The 19310-nt window shown below is 70.5% G+C and carries 13 protein-coding genes; 11 read left to right on the top strand and 2 right to left on the bottom strand.

The window, feature by feature from the left end; translation table 11 throughout:
* Positions 1-77: 77 nt before the first annotated feature.
* The 5 genes from ACR4XJ_RS01540 (at position 78) to ACR4XJ_RS01520 (ending at position 6849) form a co-directional block, all read left to right on the top strand.
* Positions 78-2729 carry a valine--tRNA ligase gene (locus ACR4XJ_RS01540; RefSeq protein WP_434753549.1) on the top strand — a complete coding sequence of 884 codons (2652 nt, stop codon included), beginning with the start codon at positions 78-80 and terminating at the stop codon, positions 2727-2729.
* A 273-nt stretch (positions 2730-3002) separates the two neighbouring features.
* On the top strand, positions 3003-4514 hold the full coding sequence (gene cobA, locus ACR4XJ_RS01535) for a uroporphyrinogen-III C-methyltransferase (RefSeq protein ID WP_434753548.1): 1512 nt from the start codon (positions 3003-3005) through the stop codon (positions 4512-4514).
* A gap of 202 nt (positions 4515-4716) precedes the next feature.
* Positions 4717-5151: an MOSC domain-containing protein gene (locus tag ACR4XJ_RS01530; RefSeq protein WP_434753547.1), complete on the top strand. Its 435-nt coding sequence runs from the start codon at positions 4717-4719 to the stop codon at positions 5149-5151.
* A 58-nt stretch (positions 5152-5209) separates the two neighbouring features.
* Positions 5210-5893: a phosphoribosylglycinamide formyltransferase gene (gene purN / locus ACR4XJ_RS01525; RefSeq protein ID WP_434753546.1), complete on the top strand. Its 684-nt coding sequence runs from the start codon at positions 5210-5212 to the stop codon at positions 5891-5893.
* A 344-nt stretch (positions 5894-6237) separates the two neighbouring features.
* A complete protein-coding gene (locus ACR4XJ_RS01520) occupies positions 6238-6849 on the top strand; it encodes a LysE family translocator (RefSeq protein WP_434753545.1) in 612 nt (203 codons plus the stop codon).
* A gap of 67 nt (positions 6850-6916) precedes the next feature.
* Here ACR4XJ_RS01520 and ACR4XJ_RS01515 read toward each other — a convergent pair whose 3' ends face one another.
* Both ACR4XJ_RS01515 and ACR4XJ_RS01510 read right to left on the bottom strand, forming a co-directional pair.
* The gene (locus ACR4XJ_RS01515; RefSeq protein WP_434753544.1) at positions 6917-9262 is read right to left on the bottom strand and encodes a sensor histidine kinase; all 2346 of its coding nucleotides are present in this window, start codon (positions 9260-9262) and stop codon (positions 6917-6919) included.
* Positions 9259-10497 carry an ABC transporter substrate-binding protein gene (locus ACR4XJ_RS01510; protein WP_434753543.1) on the bottom strand — a complete coding sequence of 413 codons (1239 nt, stop codon included), beginning with the start codon at positions 10495-10497 and terminating at the stop codon, positions 9259-9261. Before ACR4XJ_RS01510 ends, ACR4XJ_RS01515 begins: the two co-directional genes overlap by 4 nt.
* Positions 10498-10763: 266 nt before the next feature.
* Between ACR4XJ_RS01510 and amrA the strand changes: the two genes are divergently transcribed.
* The 6 genes from amrA (at position 10764) to ACR4XJ_RS01480 (ending at position 19132) form a co-directional block, all read left to right on the top strand.
* Positions 10764-11429, top strand: coding sequence for an AmmeMemoRadiSam system protein A (gene amrA, locus ACR4XJ_RS01505; protein ID WP_434753542.1), 666 nt, complete (start codon positions 10764-10766; stop codon positions 11427-11429).
* 245 nt (positions 11430-11674) lie between these two features.
* Positions 11675-12841, top strand: a complete 1167-nt coding sequence (locus ACR4XJ_RS01500) for an MFS transporter (RefSeq protein ID WP_434753541.1) — start codon at positions 11675-11677, stop codon at positions 12839-12841.
* 58 nt (positions 12842-12899) lie between these two features.
* Positions 12900-13460, top strand: coding sequence for a hypothetical protein (locus tag ACR4XJ_RS01495; RefSeq protein WP_434753540.1), 561 nt, complete (start codon positions 12900-12902; stop codon positions 13458-13460).
* Positions 13461-13467: 7 nt separating this feature from the next.
* Positions 13468-14439, top strand: coding sequence for a universal stress protein (locus tag ACR4XJ_RS01490; protein WP_434753539.1), 972 nt, complete (start codon positions 13468-13470; stop codon positions 14437-14439).
* A gap of 3 nt (positions 14440-14442) precedes the next feature.
* Entirely contained in the window at positions 14443-17043 is a 2601-nt protein-coding gene (locus tag ACR4XJ_RS01485; protein ID WP_434753538.1) for a PAS domain-containing sensor histidine kinase, read from the top strand.
* Complete coding sequence (locus ACR4XJ_RS01480) at positions 17021-19132, top strand: sigma 54-interacting transcriptional regulator (RefSeq protein WP_434753537.1); 2112 nt, start codon at positions 17021-17023, stop codon at positions 19130-19132. Before ACR4XJ_RS01485 ends, ACR4XJ_RS01480 begins: the two co-directional genes overlap by 23 nt.
* Positions 19133-19310: the final 178 nt, after the last annotated feature.

Raw genomic sequence — 19310 nt, 5'->3', positions numbered from 1 at the left:
GTGGCCGTCGCGGACAACTGCCGCGCGCATCGCCCGCCGGTGCGGCACACTACATCATCTTTTCCGGAGATTACAACATGTCGGACAACGCGCTGCCCAAGGGCTACGAGCCTCGGGACGTCGAATCCCGCTGGCGTGCCCACTGGGAGGGGAACAAGACCTTCACCCCCGACCTGGACGCCCCCGGCGAACCCTTCTCCATCGTCATACCGCCGCCCAACGTCACCGGGGCCCTGCACATGGGCCACGCCCTCAACCTGACCATCCAGGACATCCTGTGCCGCCATGCCCGCCAGAAGGGCAAGAAGGTGCTGTGGGTGCCGGGCACCGACCACGCGGGTATCGCCACCCAGAACGTGGTGGAGCGCGGGCTGGCCAAGGAGGGCAAGGGCCGCCACGACCTGGGCCGCGAGAAGTTCATCGAGCGGGTCTGGGAATGGCGCGAGGAGTACGGCACCCGCATCCTGAACCAGATCCGCGCCATGGGCGCTTCCGTGGACTGGACGCGCGAGCGCTTCACCATGGACGAGGGGCTTTCGCGCGCGGTGCGCCAGGTGTTCGTGAAGCTGTACGACGACGGCCTGATCTACAAGGGCGACTACATCATCAACTGGTGCAACCGCTGCCACACCGCCCTTGCCGACGACGAGGTGGACCACCTGACGCGCAAGGACCACCTGTGGCAGGTGCGCTACCCGCTGGCCGACGGCAGCGGCGAACTGGTCATCGCCACCACCCGGCCGGAGACCATGTTCGGGGACACCGCCGTGTGCGTGCACCCCGAGGACGAGCGCTACACCGCCTTCATCGGCAAGACGGTGAAGCTGCCCCTGACCGACCGCGAGATTCCGGTCATCGCCGACAGCTACGTGGACCGCGAGTTCGGCACCGGCGCGCTGAAGGTCACCCCCTCGCACGACCACAACGACTGGGAACTGGGGCACCGCCACAAGCTGGAATTCCTCCAGGTCATCGACGAGGACGGCGTGATGAACGAGCACGCCGGCATCTACGCGGGCCTGAGCAAGGAGGAATGCCGCAAGCGCGTGGTGGCCGACCTTCAGGCGCAGGGCCTTCTGGTCAAGGAAGAGGAGTTGGACCACAGCGTGGGCCACTGTTACCGTTGCAAGTCGGTCATCGAGCCGCACGTGTCCACGCAATGGTTCGTGGCGGCCAGCAAGATGGCCCCGCGCGCCCGCGCCGCCGTGCCCGCCGCCACGCAGATCTTCCCCGACAACTGGGAGAAGACCTACTACAACTGGCTGGACAACATCCGCGACTGGTGCATCAGCCGCCAGATATGGTGGGGGCACCGCATTCCCGCCTGGACCTGCGACGACTGCGGCAAGCTCATGGTGGCCGTGGACGCGCCGGAACGCTGCGCCTGCGGTTCCACCCGCCTCACGCAGGACGAGGACGTGCTGGACACGTGGTTCTCGTCCGCGCTGTGGCCGTTCTCGACAATGGGATGGCCCGACGAGACCCGCGAACTGAAGACCTTCTACCCCACCTCGGTGCTGGTCACCGGCTTCGACATCCTGTTCTTCTGGGTGGCCCGCATGATGATGATGGGGCTGCACTTCATGGACGAGGCGCCGTTCCGCCACGTGTACATCCACGCCCTGGTGCGCGACGCCGAAGGCCGCAAGATGTCCAAGTCCACGGGCAACGTCATCGACCCGCTGGAAATGATCGACAAGTACGGCACCGACTCGCTGCGCTTCACCCTGGCGGCCTTCGCGGCCATGGGGCGCGACATCAAGCTCAGCGAAGACCGCATCGAGGGCTACCGCCACTTCGTCAACAAGCTGTGGAACGCCGCGCGGTTCGCGCTGATGAACCTGCCCGACGACGAACCGCCCGCGCCGGTGGACCTGGACACCGTGCAGGGGCTGCACCACCGCTGGATTCTGCACCGGCTGGAAGAGATGAAGGAGTCCACCGACGCCGCCGTCGTGGGCTATCGTTTCAACGATGCGGCGCAGGGGCTGTACCGGTTCATCTGGAACGAGTTCTGCGACTGGTATCTGGAACTCATCAAGCCGGACATGCAGGCCGGGGGCGAACGCAAGGCGGCGGCGCAGCACGTGCTGCTCACCGTGCTGCGCGAAACGCTGACCCTGCTGCACCCCATCATGCCCTTCGTCACTTCCGAGATATGGGCGGCCCTGCCCGGCAACGCGGGCACCGACCTCGCCGCGCAGCCCTTCCCGGCGGCGCGCCCCGGCTGCGTCAAGCCCGAGGATGCCGCGCGCATGGAACTGGTGCAGGGCGTCATCGGCGCGGTGCGCACCATCCGGGCAGAACTGAACATCGCCCCCTCGCTGCGTCTCACCGCCCTGGTGCGCACGGCCAGCGAGCACGACCTCCAGGTGCTGGAGGAAAACCGCGAAATGCTGCTGGTGCTGGCCCGGCTGGAAAAGGCGGAGTTCGGCCCCGCCATCGAGGCCCCGCGCGCCTCGGCCAGCAATGTGGTGTCCGGCAACGAGGTCATCGTGCCGCTGACCGGCGCGGTGGACTTCGAGGCGGAGCTTGCCCGTCTGGACAAGGAACTGGGCAAGATCGAAAAGGACCTGGTGCAGGTCAACAAGAAGCTGGCCAACGAGAGCTTCGTGGACAAGGCCCCCGCCGAGGTGGTGGCCAAGGAGCGCGCCCGCGCCGGTGAACTGGCCGACGCCAAGGCCAAGCTGGAGGCGTTGCAGCAGCGGTTCCGCGAGGCCATCGGCTAGCGGGTGGGATGATTGCCGGGGAGGCGCTGCCTCCCCGGACCCCTCCGGCAAGGGGCCGCGCCCCTTGCAACCCTTTTTGGCCGTGTGTGGAGGCCGCCGTCGGCGCGCGTGCACGCCTTGTTCCGGTTGCGACGGAAATATTTCTGGACACGGCAAGTGCGCGAAAGGCATCCTCCTGCCGCCTGCGTGCGCGGATGTTACGCCGCGCCCCGCAGACCCGACCCATCAATAAAAAGACGCTGACGTGCGCTCACGCAGAACCACGGAGGAAGGATGAAGGTCTATCTCATCGGCGCGGGGCCCGGCGACCCCGGCCTGCTCACGCTCAAGGGCAAGCGCATCCTCGAATCGGCGGACGTCATCGTCTACGACTACCTCGCCAACGACGCGTTCCTTTCCTACGCCAAGCCCGGCGCGGAAATCATCTACGTGGGCAAGAAGGGCGGCGACCACACCCTGTCGCAGGACAGCATCAACCGCCTGATCGTGGACAAGGCCAGGGAAGGCAAGACCGTGGCCCGCCTGAAGGGCGGCGACCCCTACATGTTCGGGCGCGGCGGCGAAGAGGCCGAGGAACTTCTGGACGCCGGGGTCCCCTTCGAGGAAGTGCCCGGCGTCACCAGCGCCGTGGCCGGTCCCGCCTACGCGGGCATTCCGCTGACGCACCGCTCCTACTCCTCGTCCGTGTCGTTCATCACCGGGCACGAAGACCCCACCAAGCCCGGCTCGGTGCACAACTGGAAGGCCCTGGCCGAAAGCGCCAGCACCTTGGTTTTCTTCATGGGCATGAAGAACCTGCCCGAAATCTCGCGCAAGCTCATCGAGGCGGGCATGCCCCCGGACACCCCGGCCGCCCTGGTGCACTGGGGCACCACCGCCCGTCACCGCAGTCTGGTGGCCACCATCGCCACCCTGCCGGAAGAAGGCCCGAAGCACGGTTTCACCAACCCCTCGCTCATCGTGGTGGGCGGCGTGGTCAACCTGCACGACCGCCTGAACTGGTTCGAGCAGAAGCCCCTGCTGGGCAAGGGCGTGGTGGTCACCCGCGCCCGCGAGCAGGCCAGCGGCCTGGCCGAAGCCCTGCGCGAACTGGGCGCGGACGTGGTGCAGTTCCCCACCATCGAGATCATCCCCCTGGCCGACTACGCCCCGGTGGACGCGGCCATCCGCGAGCTTTCCGACTATGACTGGGTGGTGTTCACCTCGGTCAACGGCGTGAAGCACTTCTGGACCCGCCTTGCCGCGTGCGGGCAGGATTCGCGCGCGCTGGCCGGGCGCAAGGTGGCCGCCATCGGCCCCGCCACGGCCGACGTGCTGCGCGCCAAGGGCATCGAGCCGGACTTCATCCCCGAAAAGTACGTGGCCGAAGGCGTGGTGGAAGGCATGCTGGCGCGCGGCATGGGCGGCAAGCGCGTGCTGCTGCCCCGCGCCCGCGAGGCGCGCGAGGTGCTGCCCGACGAACTGCGCAAGGCCGGGGCCGTGGTGGACGTGCTGCCGGTGTATGAAACCGTGCCCAGCACCGCCCGCAAGGACGACGTGCTGGCCCGCATGCAGGAAGGGCGCATCCACTGCGTCACCTTCGGCTCTTCGTCCACCGTGGACAACTTCTTCTCGCTGGTGCCCGTGGACACGGTAAAGGCCCACCCCGAGGTGAAGCTGGCCTGCATCGGCCCCGTCACCCGCAAGACGCTGGAAGGCCATGGCCTGACCTGCCATATCCAGCCGGAGGACTTCACCATCCCCGCGCTGGTGGACGAGTTGGTCAGGCGTTTGCCCGAGATGTAGCCGGGGCTTCCCGGATGTCGTCGGGTGCCGGGTTTTATCGAATGCTGGTCCGGTGCCGGACCGTGCGCCAGTGCGACTCCATTTGACAGGTGAAACGTCCCGTGTTGTGAGGAATGCGTGACCGGACCGTTCCGGTCCGCAATCCCGCCCGGCCCCGCGCCGGGCGCGGCATCCTTACGGACATCCAAGGGAGAGGCACCGCATGGGCATCGTACGAGCCGTCTGTATCAGCGAGCGGAAAGGCGAACGCAAGCGGGTGGTGGATTCCATCACCCTGCGCGAGGACTACGGCGTGGAAGAGGACGCCCATGGCGGCAGCGGCAGGCAGGTCAGCCTGTTGGCCGTGGAGAGCGTGGACGTGATGCGCCCGCGCATGCCGGAATTGGCGGCGGGCGACTTTGCGGAAAACATCCTGGTGGAAGGGCTGCCCCTGACCCGCTGCGCGGTGGGCGACCGGCTCACCGCCGGGCCGGACATCCTTCTGGAGATCACCCAGATCGGCAAGACCTGTCATTCCAAGTGCAACATTCACAAGACCGTGGGCTTCTGCATCATGCCCACCGAAGGGGTGTTCGCCAGGGTGCTGCGCGGCGGCGTGCTGCGGGCCGGGGATGCCATCGACGTGACGGCGGGGTAGCCCCGCGCGGGGCCTGGCCCCGGCCGTCTGACACCGAACCCGTTTTTCAGGGAGCCACATGACGCTGCAACTGGCCGTGCTTGCCTCCGGCAACGGGTCGAACCTTCAGGCCATTCTCGACCGCATCGCCAGCGGCGCGCTGGATGCCAGGGTGTGCCTTGTGCTGTGCAACAAGCCCGAGGCCCGCGCCCTCACGCGCGCCCGCGCGGCGGGCGTGGCGCATCTGGCCCTTTCTCCGGCGGACCATCCGGACCGGGAATCCTTCGACGCGGCCATGGTGGCGGCCATCCGCGCCCATGGGGCGGACACCGTGGCCCTGGCCGGGTACATGCGGCTGCTCACGCCGGGGTTTCTGGCGGCGTTTCCGGGCCGGGTGGTGAACATCCACCCCGCGCTGCTGCCCAGCTTTCCGGGGTTGCGCGGCGCGGCCGACGCCCAGGACTACGGCGTGACCCTGGCCGGGTGCACCGTGCATTTCGTGGACGAGCAGATGGACCATGGCGCGGTCATCGTGCAGGCGGCCGTGCCGGTGAACCCCGGCGAACCGCTGGATGATCTCAAGGCGCGGATTCACGCCATGGAGCATCGCATCTATCCGCAGGCGTTGCAGTGGCTGGCCGCGGGGCGCTTGCGCGTGGAGGGCCGGGCCGTGCGGGTGCTGCCGCGCGGGGACGGCACGACCGTGCCGGGCGTGCCCGACGGGCCGTGGCTGGTTTGGCCGCCGCTGGAGCCGGGGTTTTAGGCTGGCTAGGGACAGTGCTGTTTTTGGTAGCGCGCACACGCTGCCAGCGGAATCCGTCTTTTTGGGCCGGGCGGCGTTGGCGCGCGATTTTCCCTGCTCACGTACGCCAGTACGCTCCGCGTGAAAATCACGCGCCGCCTTGCCCGGCCACAAAAACTCGTAATTCCTTGCATCGTGTCCGCACCAGCCATCCGCGCCGGAAAGACCGGCGCGGAGTATAAGGAATAAAGGCTCCTTCAATGCTGGAGCGGTGCATCGGATAGACGCATGTCTTTTGGTTCAGAACGGTTTCGTGTCTCTCCCGGCCCGCGTCTTCTTTCCTAACCCCCTCCCTTCTTGCCGTCATGCTCTACAATCTTTTCGCCCTGTTCGGCCTGTGCATGGTGGGCCGCATGAGTCCCGGCCCGGACATGATGCTGCTGGTGCGCCACGGCGCGGGCGGTCCCACGCGCGCGGCCTATGCCTGCGTGCTGGGTATCTGTCTGGGGCTCACCTTTCACGTGACCTGGGCGGTGCTGGGCACCGGCCTGTTGCAGGGCAGCCCCCGCGCGTTCCAGGCGGTGCAGTTGGCCGGGGCCGGGTATCTGGCGTGGGTGGGGTGGAAGGCCCTGCGCGCGCGGGCCGACGAAGGCGGCGGGGGGGCCGCGCCGCCCACCCTGCGCGAGGGCTTTCGCGACGGGCTGTTCTGCAACCTGCTGAACCCCAAGGTGACGCTGTTCATCCTCTCGGTGTTCACGCAGTTCGTGGCCCCCGGCACGCCCACGGGCGAGCGGGTGGCCTACGGCGCGGTCATCGTGCTGGAAGCGCTGGTGGGCTGGACCATCTTCGTGCGCTTTCTGGACACCGCGCCCATGCGCCGCTTCTACGAGCGCCACGGCCTGCATCTGGTGCGGCTGACCGGCGCGCTGCTGCTGCTCCTGGCGGGGTGGAGCGTGGTGTCCTTCCTGCGCGGGTAGCGGCAGGAGGCGGATGAGCCCCGGCCCGTCGTCAGCCCCTCCCCGGAAACGCCCCTGACGCGGGCCGTTACACCGGGCAGCCGGGATACTCGCGCGGCGCTTCGGGCGCGCGGTCGCTGCCGGGCAGCGGCAGACGCAGGGTGAAGGTGGAGCCCCGGCCCGGCTCGGAGGCCACGCCGAAGGCGCCCGCGTGGTTGCGGGTGACGATGAAGTAGGACACCGACAGGCCGAGCCCCGTGCCCACGCCCACTTCCTTGGTGGTGAAGAACGGCTCGAACACCCGCCGCCGCACCTCTTCCGGCATGCCGGTGCCGTTGTCCCGCACCTCGATGTACACCCATTTCTCTTCGTTTCGCGTGCGCAGCACGATGCACGGCTCGTCCTGCGGCGCTCTCGCGGGCATGTCGGCCCGCGAGGCATCCGGACGCGCCGCGATGGCCTGGGCCGCGTTGCGCAACAGGTTCAGCAGCACCTGGGCGATTTCCTGTTCGGAGCAGACCACCGGCGGCAGGTCGGGCGCGTAGTCGCGCACGATGGTGATGTTCCGGAAGTCGTAGCGCTTCTTCAGGTCGTAGTCGCTGGCGGCGATGTCCACCGTGCGGTCCAGCAGGGCGTGCAGGTTCACCGTGGTGCGGCGCGCCCCGCTGCTGCGGCTGAATTCCAGCATGTTGGTGATGATGTTGGCGGCGCGGCAGCCCGCCTCGCGGATGCTGTCCAGGAATTCCAGCACCCGCCGTTCCTCCAGGTAGGCGCGGATGACCGGCAGCGAACAGCCCAGGCGTTCGGCGGCCTGTTCGTTGGCGGGCAGACCGTCGGCCAGCCGCCGCTGGATGTTCTGCGCCCCCTGCAGGATGGCCCCCAGGGGGTTGTTGATCTCGTGGGCCATGCCCGCCGCCAGCCCGCCCACGGACAGCATCTTCTCCGACTGCACCAGCACCTCTTCCATGCGCACCCGGTCGGTCACGTCGTCGATGCGCAGCACGCCCCCGTCGCCCTCGCCGGCGCCGCCCATGGGGTACAGCGATACGTCCTCGTAGCGGTACTGCCCCCCGTGCAGGGTGACCACGCGTTCGCGGTCCACGGGGATGCGGCGCGCCATGGCGGCCGCCAGCCGTACGGCGGTCTCCTCGTGGCCGGGCAGCAGTTCGGCCAGGGGCATGCCCGCCGGGGTCACGGCGTGGCCGGTGCGGCGCAGCGCGGCGGGGTTCATGCGCACCACCCGGCAATGCCCGTCCAGGGCGATGATGGCCGAGGGCATGGCGTCCATCATCTGCTGCACGTAGGCCCGGGTGCGGCGCAGCGCCCCCTCGCGCTGGCGCACCGTGGCAGCCATGTCGCGGAATTCCCGGTCCACCTCGTTCAGTTCCGCCAGCCGCCCGCCGTCCGGGGGCGGCAGGTCGTAGCTGCCGCCCGAGACCCGCCGGATGGACTGGCAGAACTCGGACAGCGGGCGGGCGATGGCCCATTCCAGTTCGGCCAGCAGCGACACGGCGAACACGGTCAGCAGCACCGTGAGCAGCAGCAGGAAGACGGCCATCTCGCTGGCCACCTCGGACAGCACGGCTCCCTGCCGCTTCAGGGTGACGATGGTCCAGTCCGGCCCGGCCACCGCGGCGGTGCAGGCGAACCACGTCTCGTCCTCGAACCGCACCCGCTGCACGGTCTGGTCGGCATCGGGCCGGGCGGCGGTCCTGAAGAAGGGCAGGTGGCCGATGTTCTCCTGGCGCTGCACGCGGGTCAGGTCGGGGTGGGCGATGAGGTTGCCGTAGGCGTCGGCCAGCAACACCGCGCTGTCGCTTCCCGGCAGCAGGTGCAGCACGTGTTCCTGCAATACGTTCAGGCGCAGCGCGCCCACCAGTTGCCCGCCGCCTTCGAGGCGCTCGCTGATGTACACCACCACCTCGCCGGTGTCGGGCAGGGGGGCCGGGCTGCCCAGCCGGTAGCCGCGCCCGTCGTGGCGGTGCGCGTCCCTGCCGCGCAGCACGGGAAAGTCCACCATCACGGGGCCGTCCGGCAGCGAGAACACCACCCGCTGCGCATGGTCCAGCAGCATGATCCGCGCGAAATACTGGCGCGTGGACCGCCGCCGCCCCAACTCCTCGGCCACGCGGGCGGGCGAGGGCGAGGGGGGCAGGGCCGAGGCCAGCCGGGCCAGCGACAGGGCGGCGTTGTCCACGTGCTCTTCGAGGTAGCGGGCCAGCGTGGCCGTCAGCAGCGCGCTTTGCCGTTCGAAGTCGGCCTTGCGGCCAAGGTAGGTGAAGGTGCCCGCGAAGGCCAGGATGCACAGGCCCAGCAGCACCAGCCACACCAGCAGCCGGGTGTGCAGCAGGCGGCGCAGCGAGCGGGGCGCGCTGCCGGGGGCGGGGTCGGTGGCGCGGGCCTGGCCGGTGGGGGCTGTGGGGGGCGTGCTCATTGCAGTGTCGCGAATTCGCCGTCGCGGATGGTCAGGATGAACGAGCGGCGCTGCACGTCGCCGTATTGGTCGAGGCTGATGGGTCCCAGCACCCCGGCAAGGCTGCCGACTTCGGGAAGGGTCTTGCGCAGTCCGGCCGGATCGCCCCCGGCGCGGGCCAGGGCGTCGCCCGCCACCATCACCGCCTCGTAGGCGAAGGCGGCCGCGAAGTTGGGCATCCAGCCGAAGCGGGCCGCGTAGTCGGCCTGGAAATGGCGGAAGGCCTCGTCGTCGAGGTCGGCGGCGTAGGCGTGGGCGAAGACGATGCCTTCCACGTCGCGCCCGCCCGCCAGCATCAGTTCGCGGGTGTAGCCCCACGAGGAACTGTACAGCGCGGGAAAGAACCCGTCGCGGTGGAATGCCTGCGCGGCCATGGCCACGTCGCGCGCCGGGCAGACCAGCAGCACGCCCGATGCGGCCGACTGCCGGGCATGGCGCAGCGCCTCGGAGAATTCCCGCCGGTCGGCGGTGGCGTAGGGCAGGTCGGCGGCCACGGTGCCGCCCAGTTCCCGGAACCGGCCCGCGAAGGCTTCCGCAAACGGCGCGGAGAAGGGGGCGTTGGCGGTCTCGCGCACCATGGCCACCTCGCGCAGCCCGGCGGAGCGGGCGTACGCCGCCAGCGCCACGGCCCACGTGGTGTTGACCGGAATGACGCGGAAGAAGCCGTCCTCCTTGCCCTCCAGCGAGGGGGCGCTGGTGGTGGGCGAGATCAGGGGCACCCCGGCGGCTTCCCACAGGGGCAGGGCGGCCACGGTCTGCCCGCTGGTCATGTGGCCCACGGCCAGCCGGACGTCACGGGCCAGCAGACGGGTGACGGCGGCGCGGGCTTCCTCGGGGGTGGTGCCGTCGTGCTCGGCCACCAGTTCCAGGAGCCGCCCGGCCACGCCCCCGGAGGCGTTCAGGTGTTCCACGGCCAGTTGCGCGCCGTTGCGCCCCTGTACGCCCAGGTCGGACATGAGCCCTTCGAGCTGGCCCGCAAAGCCGATGCGCACGGTGCGCGGCTCGCGCGGCAGGGCCACCATGACCAGCAGACCCAGCAAGACCAGCAGTCCCACGAGGGCGGCCCCCACCGTCACACCCGTGGCCGTGGTGACGCGCCACGGGCGGCGGCCCGGTACGCCGCCATGTCCCGGCGTGTCGCCGGGGGGCTGTGCGTTGCCGTGGGCCGGTGCATTGCCGTGGGAGGGATGCGCCATGTGACCTCTTGCGGGGAAAGATGACCGGGAGCTTATAGCGGCCATGGGGGAAAGTCCATCGGTGGCCGGTGGGGTACCCCCCCCCCGCGCCCCACCTGTTCGCCATGTCCCGCCATGTCCCGCCATGTCCCGCCAGTCCCGCCAGCCCCGCCATGCCCGCGTCCCGCCGTTCCTGTGGACGGGCCGGACGGGCTCTGGCACCATGAGCCCGCGCGGCCACTGCCGGGCGGCATGGTGTCGCCCCCGTGGCGCGCGAGGGAGTCCCCATGCCCGCGCCCCATGCGCCCTCCGATGGTTCCGATGCCCCCGATCCCGCTGACGCCGGTTCCGGCGCGTTCCGGCTGGAACTGTCCGCCGCCGAGCGGGCATGGCTGCTCGATCTTGCCCGCTGGGTCGTGCTGCGCCACCTGTCCGGGGGTGACGACGAACCGGAAGGGTCCGGCGGCCCCGATGACGCCGGGGTGCCCGCGCCGCCCCCCGGCGTGCTGCACCGTTCCCTGGGGGCGTTCGTCACCTTCAAGCAGGGCGGCCACCTGCGCGGCTGCATCGGCTCCATGGTGGGCGATGGGCCGTTGTACCTCACCGTGGCCCGCATGGCCCGCGCGGCGGCCTTCGAGGACCCGCGCTTTCCGCCGGTGACCGCCGCCGAGGCGTCCGGGCTGGAACTGGACATCTCGGTGCTGGGTCCCCTGACCCGCTGCCCCGACCCGTCCCTGGTGCGGGTGGGGCGGCACGGGCTGCTGGTGCGCCAGGGCTTCCGCTCCGGGGTGTTGCTGCCGCAGGTGCCCGTGGAATGGGGCTGGGACCGCGAAACCTTCCTGGCCCAGACCTGCCGCAAGGCGGGCCTGCCCCCCGGCGTCTGGCAGGACGCCTGGAAGGACGGGCGCACCGAACTGTACTGGTTCGAGGCCGAGGTGTTCGGCGACCGGTAATTCCTGCGGTGCCCTTTCGCTCGCCTTCTCCCCCCTCTCCCCCCTTCCTTCCTCCCCGGCGGGCTGGGCCTCTCCGGCCCCGGCCCGCGCGGACTGGCGCGCGCTCGCCTCGTTGACAGTGCCCACGCGCGGGCGTAGGGCACACCTTCCGGCCCAACCCCGTGCGCGGGCGCCCGTCCCGCACCGGCATCCTTTCCGTCCCCCATCCGGCGCGACATCTTCCGTTCCGCCCGCAGGAGCCTTGCGTGCAGCGCGTCCCCGACCTGCCCACCATTCCCAACCGGCCCATGTACGTCTTCCTGCTGGTGCTCACCCTGGCCAACGCCATCGGGTATCAGGGCTGGAGCACGCTCTACACCAACTTCGCCGTGCACGAGGCGGGGCTTACCGGCGCGCAGAACGGCCTGGTGCAGTCCCTGCGCGAGGTGCCGGGCCTGTTGTCCATCGGGGTCATCCTGTTGCTGCTGGTGCTGCGCGAGCACCGCCTGGCCGCGCTTTCGGTGGTCATGCTGGGCGTGGGAGTGCTGGCCGCCGGGTTCTTTCCGTCGTTCGGGGGCATCGTGTTCACCACCATGCTGATGTCCTTCGGCTTCCACTACTTCGAGACCACCAACCAGTCGCTGATCCTCCAGTACTTCGACGTGCGCACGGCCCCGCTGGTCATCGGGCGGCTGCGCGGGCTCAACGCCGGGGGCAACCTGGCCATCGGCGCGGTGATCTTCCTTGCCGCCGGGGTGCTGCCCTTTTCCGGCCTGTTCGCCATCTCGGGCGGGCTGGCCGTCATCGCCGGGCTGTGGGCGCTGACGCGCGACCCGCGCGCCCAGGGGCTGCCGGTGCAGCGCCGGGGCATGGTCATGCGCAAACGCTACTGGCTGTTCTACCTGCTCACCCTGCTGGGCGGGGCGCGGCGGCAGATATTCATCGTGTTCTCGGCTTTCCTGCTGGTGGAGCGCTTCGAGTTCGGCGTGCGCGAGATGACGCTGTTCTTCATGCTCAACAACGCGGTGAACTGGTTCCTGAACCCGCTCATCGGCAAGGCCATCAACGCCGTGGGCGAACGCAGGCTGCTGGTGCTGGAATGCCTGTCGCTGGGGGGCATTTGCCTGGCCTACACCGTGGTCGAGGACCGCTGGCTGGTGGGCCTGCTGTACGTGCTGGACCAGATATTCTTCAACTTCATCGTGGCCGTGCGCACCTACTTCCAGAAGATCGCCGACCCTGCCGACATCGCCCCCAGCATGGCCGTGGGCGTTGCGGTGAACCACGTGGCGGCGGTGGTGGTGCCCGCCGTGGGCGGCATGTTGTGGATGATGGACTTTCGCATTCCGTTTTATCTGGGGGCCGCGCTGGCGGCGTGTTCGCTGGTGGCCACACTGTTCATGCGGGTGCCCGCAAGGGGCGCGTCTTGCTAAATGCTTCGGCAGCGACTACCCTTGTGGGACGATCCGTGAACCGCAAGGAGGTTGTGTCATGCCGCGCCCGTTCCCGCTCCGCACGTCCGCATCCAAGCCGCGCCCATGGGCGCTCCTGCTGCTGTCCGTTTCGCTGTTCCTGATCGCCGCCGCACTGTTCCCCCTGTTTCCCCAGTCCTCCCTGTTCCCCGGAATCGTCGGCGTCTCTTCCGCGCTGGCCGCCGAGGCCGCGCCCAAGGCCGTGGCCGACAAGCCCGCCCCCAACGTGGACCGGGCCGTGCAGGTGGCCGTGGAGCTGGAGGGCACCGACAGCCTGGGGGCGCGCCTGGCCTTCCGCCTGAAGGATGTCTTCAACGCCAGTTCGCTGTTCGTGCTGTCCGAAAAGGACGCGCCCAAGATCCGGGTGCTGCTTTCCACCACGCCGGAATTCCCGTCCCGGCCCGCCGTGGGCTCGGCCTATTCCGTGGTCTGGGTGTTCTCGCAGAGCGAGGGCACGCTGCGCCACTACCTTGCCCGGGAGGTGGGCGTGGTGACCGCGGAAACCGTGGAAGACCTGGTGGCCCACATCGCGGAGCGCACCGACGGCATTTCGGTCCGCTACGGCTACCTGTTCCAGTAGGTCCGCCATGGAGCGCCACCTGCTGCTGACCATGGGGGGAGACGGCGGCGAATCGTGGAACCTGCGTTTCGTGGCCGGATTCTTCCGCTGCAAAACTGCCCTGCGGCTGACGCTGTTCTACGTGGTGCCCGACGCCTACACCGCCGGCCTTGGCGAGGTGATCCTGTCCGACGCGCAGATGCGCCAGGGCATGGAACAGCTGGCCCGGGCCCGCCGGTGGGCCGTGGAGCACGGCTTTGCGGCCGAGAACGTGGAGACGCGCGCCGTGCCCCGCCAGTTCGGCGTGGTGCGCGACATCGTCGAGGAAGCCCACCGGGGCCTGTACGATGCCGTGGTCTCCGGCCGCCGCTACCTGGGCTGGCTGGAGCAGACCTACACCACCAGCGTTTCGCGCGGGCTGCTGGGCGAGGAGATAGCCTTCCCCCTGTGGGTGTGCCACCAGCCGGAGCCGGGCCTGTCCGGCGTGCTGCTGTGCGTGGACGGTTCCGGCGAAAACCTGCGCATGGCCGATCATGTGGGGTTCATGCTGAACACCCCCGGCGCGGAGGACCACACCGTGACCCTGCTGCATTGCCGGGAGCCGGGGCGGGAACCGGGGCGGGAATTGGGGCGCGAGCCGGGCAACGGGGCCGGTCACGGCCCGGACGGCGCGTGCGGCGATACGTCCGGCCATGCGTCCGGCCTTGGCTCGTGCATGTCGGGCGAAGAGGCCATCGCCGCCGCGCGCGAGGCCGTGCTGGCCAACGGCGTGGACGAGGCCCGGATCCGGGTGCTGATGGTGGGCGGCCGCGACTGCACCGACAGGGCCGACAAGGCCGAGACCATCCTGCGTGTGGCCGAGCGGGACAGGTTTGCCGTGGTGGCGGTGGGCCGCCGCACGGCGCTGCCCGATACCCTGATGCGCCGCATGTTCGGACGTAGCGTCAGCGAACGGCTGCACGACCGGGTGAACCGTTTTTCCCTGTGGGTGAGCAAGTAGACCATGCCCAAGCGCGCCGCTTCCCGTACCGGCACGCCGCCCGGCTCCGGGGGCGCGCCGCAGGCATCCCCCGGCACGGCGGAACCGCCCGTGTCCTCCAGTCTGGGCAGCTCGGGCAGCCCGGCCAGTCCGGCTAATCCGGCCAGTTCTGCCGGTTCTGCCAGTTCTGCCAATTCCGTTTGTCCCGCCCGTGCCGCCCGTGCTGAACAGTCGGCGGGCGGCGGCACGCCCGCCGGGGCGGCAGTACCCCGGCAGGTCCTGTTCCCCCAGTCCGCCGCCCAGACCCCCGAGCCCCTCGCCCCCCTCGCCCCCCTTGCCCCCCTCGCGTTGACGCCGGACCAGGAACTGCAACGCCTGCGCGCCGAGGTGGCCGTGCTGCGCCACCGGCTGCGCAAGGCCGAGGCGCGCCTGCTGCCCCTGGATGCCGACCCCGAAACCCCCGACATGCTGCTGGATTCGGTGCCCCTGCTGGCGCTGTGCGCGGATGCCGACGGGCGGGTGCGCATGGTCAACCGGGGCTTCGAGGCGTTGTTCGGGGTCTGGCGCATGGAGGCGCGCGGCCGCAGGCTGGAAGAACTGGTGCCCGCCGGGGTGGCCGCGCAACTGGCGCCCCTGCTGGCGCGCACCTTCGCGGGCGAGCAGCGCGTGACCGGCGAACTGGCCGTCACCGGCGGCGCGGGCGAGCGGCATTTCAACATCACCCTGGCGGGCCGCGGCCTGCCGGGCAGCGGCATCGTGTGCCGGGCGCTGCTGGTGGGGGTGGAGATCACCGAGGCGGTCAACGCCCGCCGCGCCCTGCGCGAGATAGGCGAAACCCGCCGCGCTTTGCTGGATGCGGCGCCGGGGGCCGCCTTCCTGATGGAGCCGGACGGCACCATCGTGGCGCACAACAGCGCCGCCTCGCGCCATGCCTGGCGCGACGGGCAGGACATGACCGGCGAGAGCATGTTCACCCACATGCCGCCGGAGATGGCCGGCAAGCGCCGGGCGGAACTGGCCCGCTGCGTGGCCACCGGGCGCGGCGGCTCTTTCGAGGACCGCGACGGCGGCCGTGTGCTGCGCCACAACTTGGCGCCCGTGCACGACGCCCAGGGCCGCGTGGCCCAGATCGCCGTGTACGTGCACGACGTGACCACCCAGCGCCGGGCCGAAGAGGAATTGCAGGCCACCCTGGAACACAAGGACCGCATGGTCCATGCCCACGAGGCGGCCCTGGGCAGGCACGAACGTCTGCTGCGCCGCATCTACGACGACGTGCCCGTGGGCCTCTTGCACACCAGCGCGGCGGGCAACGTCATCGAGGCCAACCGGGCGCTGTGCGCCATCACCGGGCTGACCCTGGGCGAGATGCGCGGCACCCACGTGCTCGACCTGGTGTTGCCCGAATACCGCGAATCTCTGGCCTATGAGATGCAGCGCAACCGGGCCGAACGCGACCGGGTGGCCCGGTTCGAGGTGCGGGTGCGCAGGCCAGACGGCCAGATCAGGCTGTGCCGCGTGACCTCCACGGTGGTCTGGGGCACCGACGAGCTGCCCCTGTTCGGGCTGGGCGTGGTGGAGGACCAGACCGAACTGCACCGCCTGCGGGCCGAGGCCGTGCGGGCCGGGCAACTGGCCGCCCTGGGCGAACTGGCCGCCGGGGTGGCGCACGAGATCAACAACCCCATCAACGGCATCATCAACTGCGCCCAGCTGATGCTGGACGACGCGGATTCGGCGGCGCAGGGGGGCATGCGCCACGAGCCGCAGCCCGAACTGGCCGGGCGCATCCTGCGCGAGGGCCAGCGCATCGCGGGCATCGTGCGCAACCTGCTGTTCTTCGGGCGCGACCGGCGGGACTCCGACGCGCGGGTGGACCTGCGCGAGGTGTTGCACGACGCCCTGGCCCTTACCCGCACCCACATGGAGGGCGACGGGGTGGTCATCGAACTCGACCTGCCGGAAGCGCCGCTGATGGTGGTGGGCCGCCCCGGCGAACTCCAGCAGGTGTTCATGAACCTGCTGGCCAACGCCCACCACGCCCTGAACGCGGCGTTCTCCACGGGATTCGCGGATGCCGCCCCGCCGGATGCCGTCCCGCCGGATGCCGCTCTGTCTGGCGGGGCGCGGCGGCCCAAGCACCTGACCCTGACGGCCGCGCGGTCTTCGCTGGGGCCGCACCGGGGGGGCCGCACGGGGGGAGGGGGGCGCAAGGGCGCGCCGTCCGAAGCCGGGGACGACCGCTGCAAGGGGGCATGCATCCCCGAGCGCCGCTCCGCCCGGCGCTCGGGCGGCCGCCTGACGGTGAGCGGCCCGTGCGTGTGCGTCACCGTGGCGGATACCGGCACGGGCATCGACCCGGCGGTGCTGGACCGGGTGTTCGAGCCGTTCTTCACCACCAAGCCGGAGGGCAAGGGCACCGGGCTCGGCCTGTCCATCAGCTACGGCATCATCAAGAGCCACGGCGGCACGCTGATGCTGGACAGCGACGGGGCCTCGGGCACCCGCGCCGTGGTGGTCCTGCCGGAGGCGCCTTCCGAGGTCCCGTCCGAAGCCCCGGAAGCGGAACCCCGCAACGCCAGCCCCCGTGGGGAGGTCGCCCATGGCGAAGATACTGCTCGTTGACGACGAGGAGAGCATCCGCTTCACCCTGTCGGCCTTCCTGCGCCGCGACGGGCACGTGGTGGTCACGGCGGCCAGCCTGGACGAGGCGTTGCGCGCGCTGGAACCGGCCAACGGCGGCCCGCCGGACCTGGTCGTCACCGACATCGTGCTGCGCGGCGAGAACGGACTGGATTTCGCCCGCGTCGTGCGCGAGCGCTGCCCCTTCGTGCCGGTCATCCTGCTGACCGGGCGGCCCAGCGTGGAATCGGCCGTGCGGGCGGTGTCGGAAGGGGCGGAGCAGTACCTGATCAAGCCCGTGGACAAGGAGCAGATGCTTCAGGCGGCCCGGACGGCCCTGCGCCACAAGGCCCTGGAGGACGAACGCCGCGCCCTGGTGGCCGAGCGCGAAAACCTGCGGGTGCACCTGGAGGCGGTGTTCCAGGCCGTGCCCGACGTGCTGGTGACCGTGACGCCGGACCTGCGGGTGCAGCGCATGAACCTTGCCGCGCGCGAATTGCCCGGCGGCGCGCGCGATGCCCGCCAGGCGGCGGGGCGGCGCTTTGACGAGGCGTTGGGTCTGTTCGCCCCGCTGTTCCGGCCGGTGCTGGACGAAACCCTGGGCGCGCGCCGGGCCTCGCGCCGACGCCGGGTTTCCGCGCAACTGGCCGACGGCCGGGAGCAGGTGTTCGAGATAGAGGCCGCGCCGCTGGCGGGCGGCGGGGGCGAATTCCTGGGGGCGCTGCTGGTGGCGCGCGACGTCACCCGCCTGGCGGGGCTGGAAGAGGCCCTGGGCCACCGGGCGGGCATGAACCAGATCATCGGGCGCAGCGCGCCCATGTCCGAGCTGTTCCACCTGCTGGACGAACTGGCCCAGACCGACACCACCGTGCTCATCACCGGCGAATCGGGCACCGGCAAGGAACTGGTGGCCGAGGCGCTGCACCGGGGCGGGCCGCGCGCGCTGGGGCCGCTGGTCAAGGTGAACTGCTCGGCGCTGTCCGAACACCTGCTGGAAAGCGAGTTGTTCGGCCACGTGCGCGGGGCCTTCACCGGGGCCGTGCGCGACAGGGTGGGGCGGTTCCAGTTGGCGCACGGGGGCACCATCTTTCTGGACGAGATCGGCGACGTCTCGTCCGCCGTGCAGCTGAAGCTGCTGCGGGTGTTGCAGGAACGCGAGTTCGAGCGGGTGGGCGACACGCGCACCGTGAAGGTGGACGTGCGGGTCATCGCCGCCACCAACCGTCCCCTGCCCGAACTGGTGCGTTCCGGCCGGTTGCGCGAGGACCTGTACTACCGGCTGCGGGTGGTGGAACTGCACCTGCCCGCCCTGCGCGACAGGCGTCCGGACATTCCGCTGCTGGTGGACCACTTCGTGGAACAGTTCAACATCCACTTCCACCGCCGCGTGGCCGGGGTGACCCCGGCGGCGCTGAAGGCGCTGACGGCGCATTCCTGGCCGGGCAACGTGCGTGAGTTGCGCCACGCGCTGGAGCACGGCTTCATCCTTTCGCGCGGCGACGTTATCGACGTGGACGCCCTGCCGCCCGAAGTGCGCGCCGCCGCCGGGGTGGGGTCACCGGCCGCCGCCGTGCCGCGCTCCATCCCCTGCGATACGGACCTGCCCGGAAATGCGGGTGGAGGATGGACCGGCGGCCGGGCCGACCGGGTGGAGTGGGGACGCTCCGGGGCGGGCCACATGGGCGGCGTGCCCCCAGTCGGTCCGGTCGGTCCGGTCGGTCCAGTCAGCCCGGCCGTGGGCCCTGAAGGAGCGGCCCATTCCGGGTTCTACCCCGACGGCACGCCCGTGGACTTGCCCGTTGCCGGGCGGAGAGCGGCCCCGGCGTCCGCCACACCGGCCGAATCGGACGGCACGTCTGGCGGGCACGTGGGCGAGGATGCCGCCCCCTACGGTCCCGACGCGGGCCGCCGCCTGCGCTTGACCCCGGAACTGCTGGCCGACGCGCTGCGCAGGGCCGGGGGCAACAAGGCCCGCGCGGCCCGGCTGCTGGGCGTTTCGCGCCAGACGGTGTACCGCAAGCTCGTGGAGTTCGGCATGGCCGACGGAACGGGTGACGGGGAAGAGGGCGGCCCCGCGAGGCCCGGTTCCTAGCCGGGTGTTTTCCCGCTGCGCGGCCTCGGGCGGTCATCGCCCTCCGTGCATTGCGGCTGCCAGCACGGCATGATGGCCCTCGCGCCCCGCCCGGAATCCCGGCCGGGGCGTTTTTCTTGTCCTGCCACGGCCCCCGTGCGCCCGGTGACGGGCGCGGAGCGGCCCGTGGTCATTCAGT

The organism is Nitratidesulfovibrio sp. D1, assembly GCF_051133415.1.
Taxonomy (GTDB): Bacteria; Desulfobacterota; Desulfovibrionia; order Desulfovibrionales; family Desulfovibrionaceae; genus Cupidesulfovibrio.
The sequence above is the reverse complement of the archived record's forward strand: the minus strand, read 5'-3'. Positions and strand labels throughout refer to the sequence as shown.

Excerpts from the sequence above, each read along its gene's own strand:
- ACR4XJ_RS01540 (WP_434753549.1), top strand. The coding sequence starts at position 78 with ATGTCGGACAACGCGCTGCCCAAGGGCTACGAGCCTCGGGACGTCGAA.
- cobA (WP_434753548.1), top strand. The coding sequence starts at position 3,003 with ATGAAGGTCTATCTCATCGGCGCGGGGCCCGGCGACCCCGGCCTGCTC.
- ACR4XJ_RS01530 (WP_434753547.1), top strand. The coding sequence starts at position 4,717 with ATGGGCATCGTACGAGCCGTCTGTATCAGCGAGCGGAAAGGCGAACGC.
- purN (WP_434753546.1), top strand. The coding sequence starts at position 5,210 with ATGACGCTGCAACTGGCCGTGCTTGCCTCCGGCAACGGGTCGAACCTT.
- ACR4XJ_RS01520 (WP_434753545.1), top strand. The coding sequence starts at position 6,238 with ATGCTCTACAATCTTTTCGCCCTGTTCGGCCTGTGCATGGTGGGCCGC.
- ACR4XJ_RS01515 (WP_434753544.1), bottom strand. The coding sequence starts at position 9,262 with ATGAGCACGCCCCCCACAGCCCCCACCGGCCAGGCCCGCGCCACCGAC.
- ACR4XJ_RS01510 (WP_434753543.1), bottom strand. The coding sequence starts at position 10,497 with ATGGCGCATCCCTCCCACGGCAATGCACCGGCCCACGGCAACGCACAG.
- amrA (WP_434753542.1), top strand. The coding sequence starts at position 10,764 with ATGCCCGCGCCCCATGCGCCCTCCGATGGTTCCGATGCCCCCGATCCC.
- ACR4XJ_RS01495 (WP_434753540.1), top strand. The coding sequence starts at position 12,900 with ATGCCGCGCCCGTTCCCGCTCCGCACGTCCGCATCCAAGCCGCGCCCA.
- ACR4XJ_RS01490 (WP_434753539.1), top strand. The coding sequence starts at position 13,468 with ATGGAGCGCCACCTGCTGCTGACCATGGGGGGAGACGGCGGCGAATCG.
- ACR4XJ_RS01485 (WP_434753538.1), top strand. The coding sequence starts at position 14,443 with ATGCCCAAGCGCGCCGCTTCCCGTACCGGCACGCCGCCCGGCTCCGGG.
- ACR4XJ_RS01480 (WP_434753537.1), top strand. The coding sequence starts at position 17,021 with ATGGCGAAGATACTGCTCGTTGACGACGAGGAGAGCATCCGCTTCACC.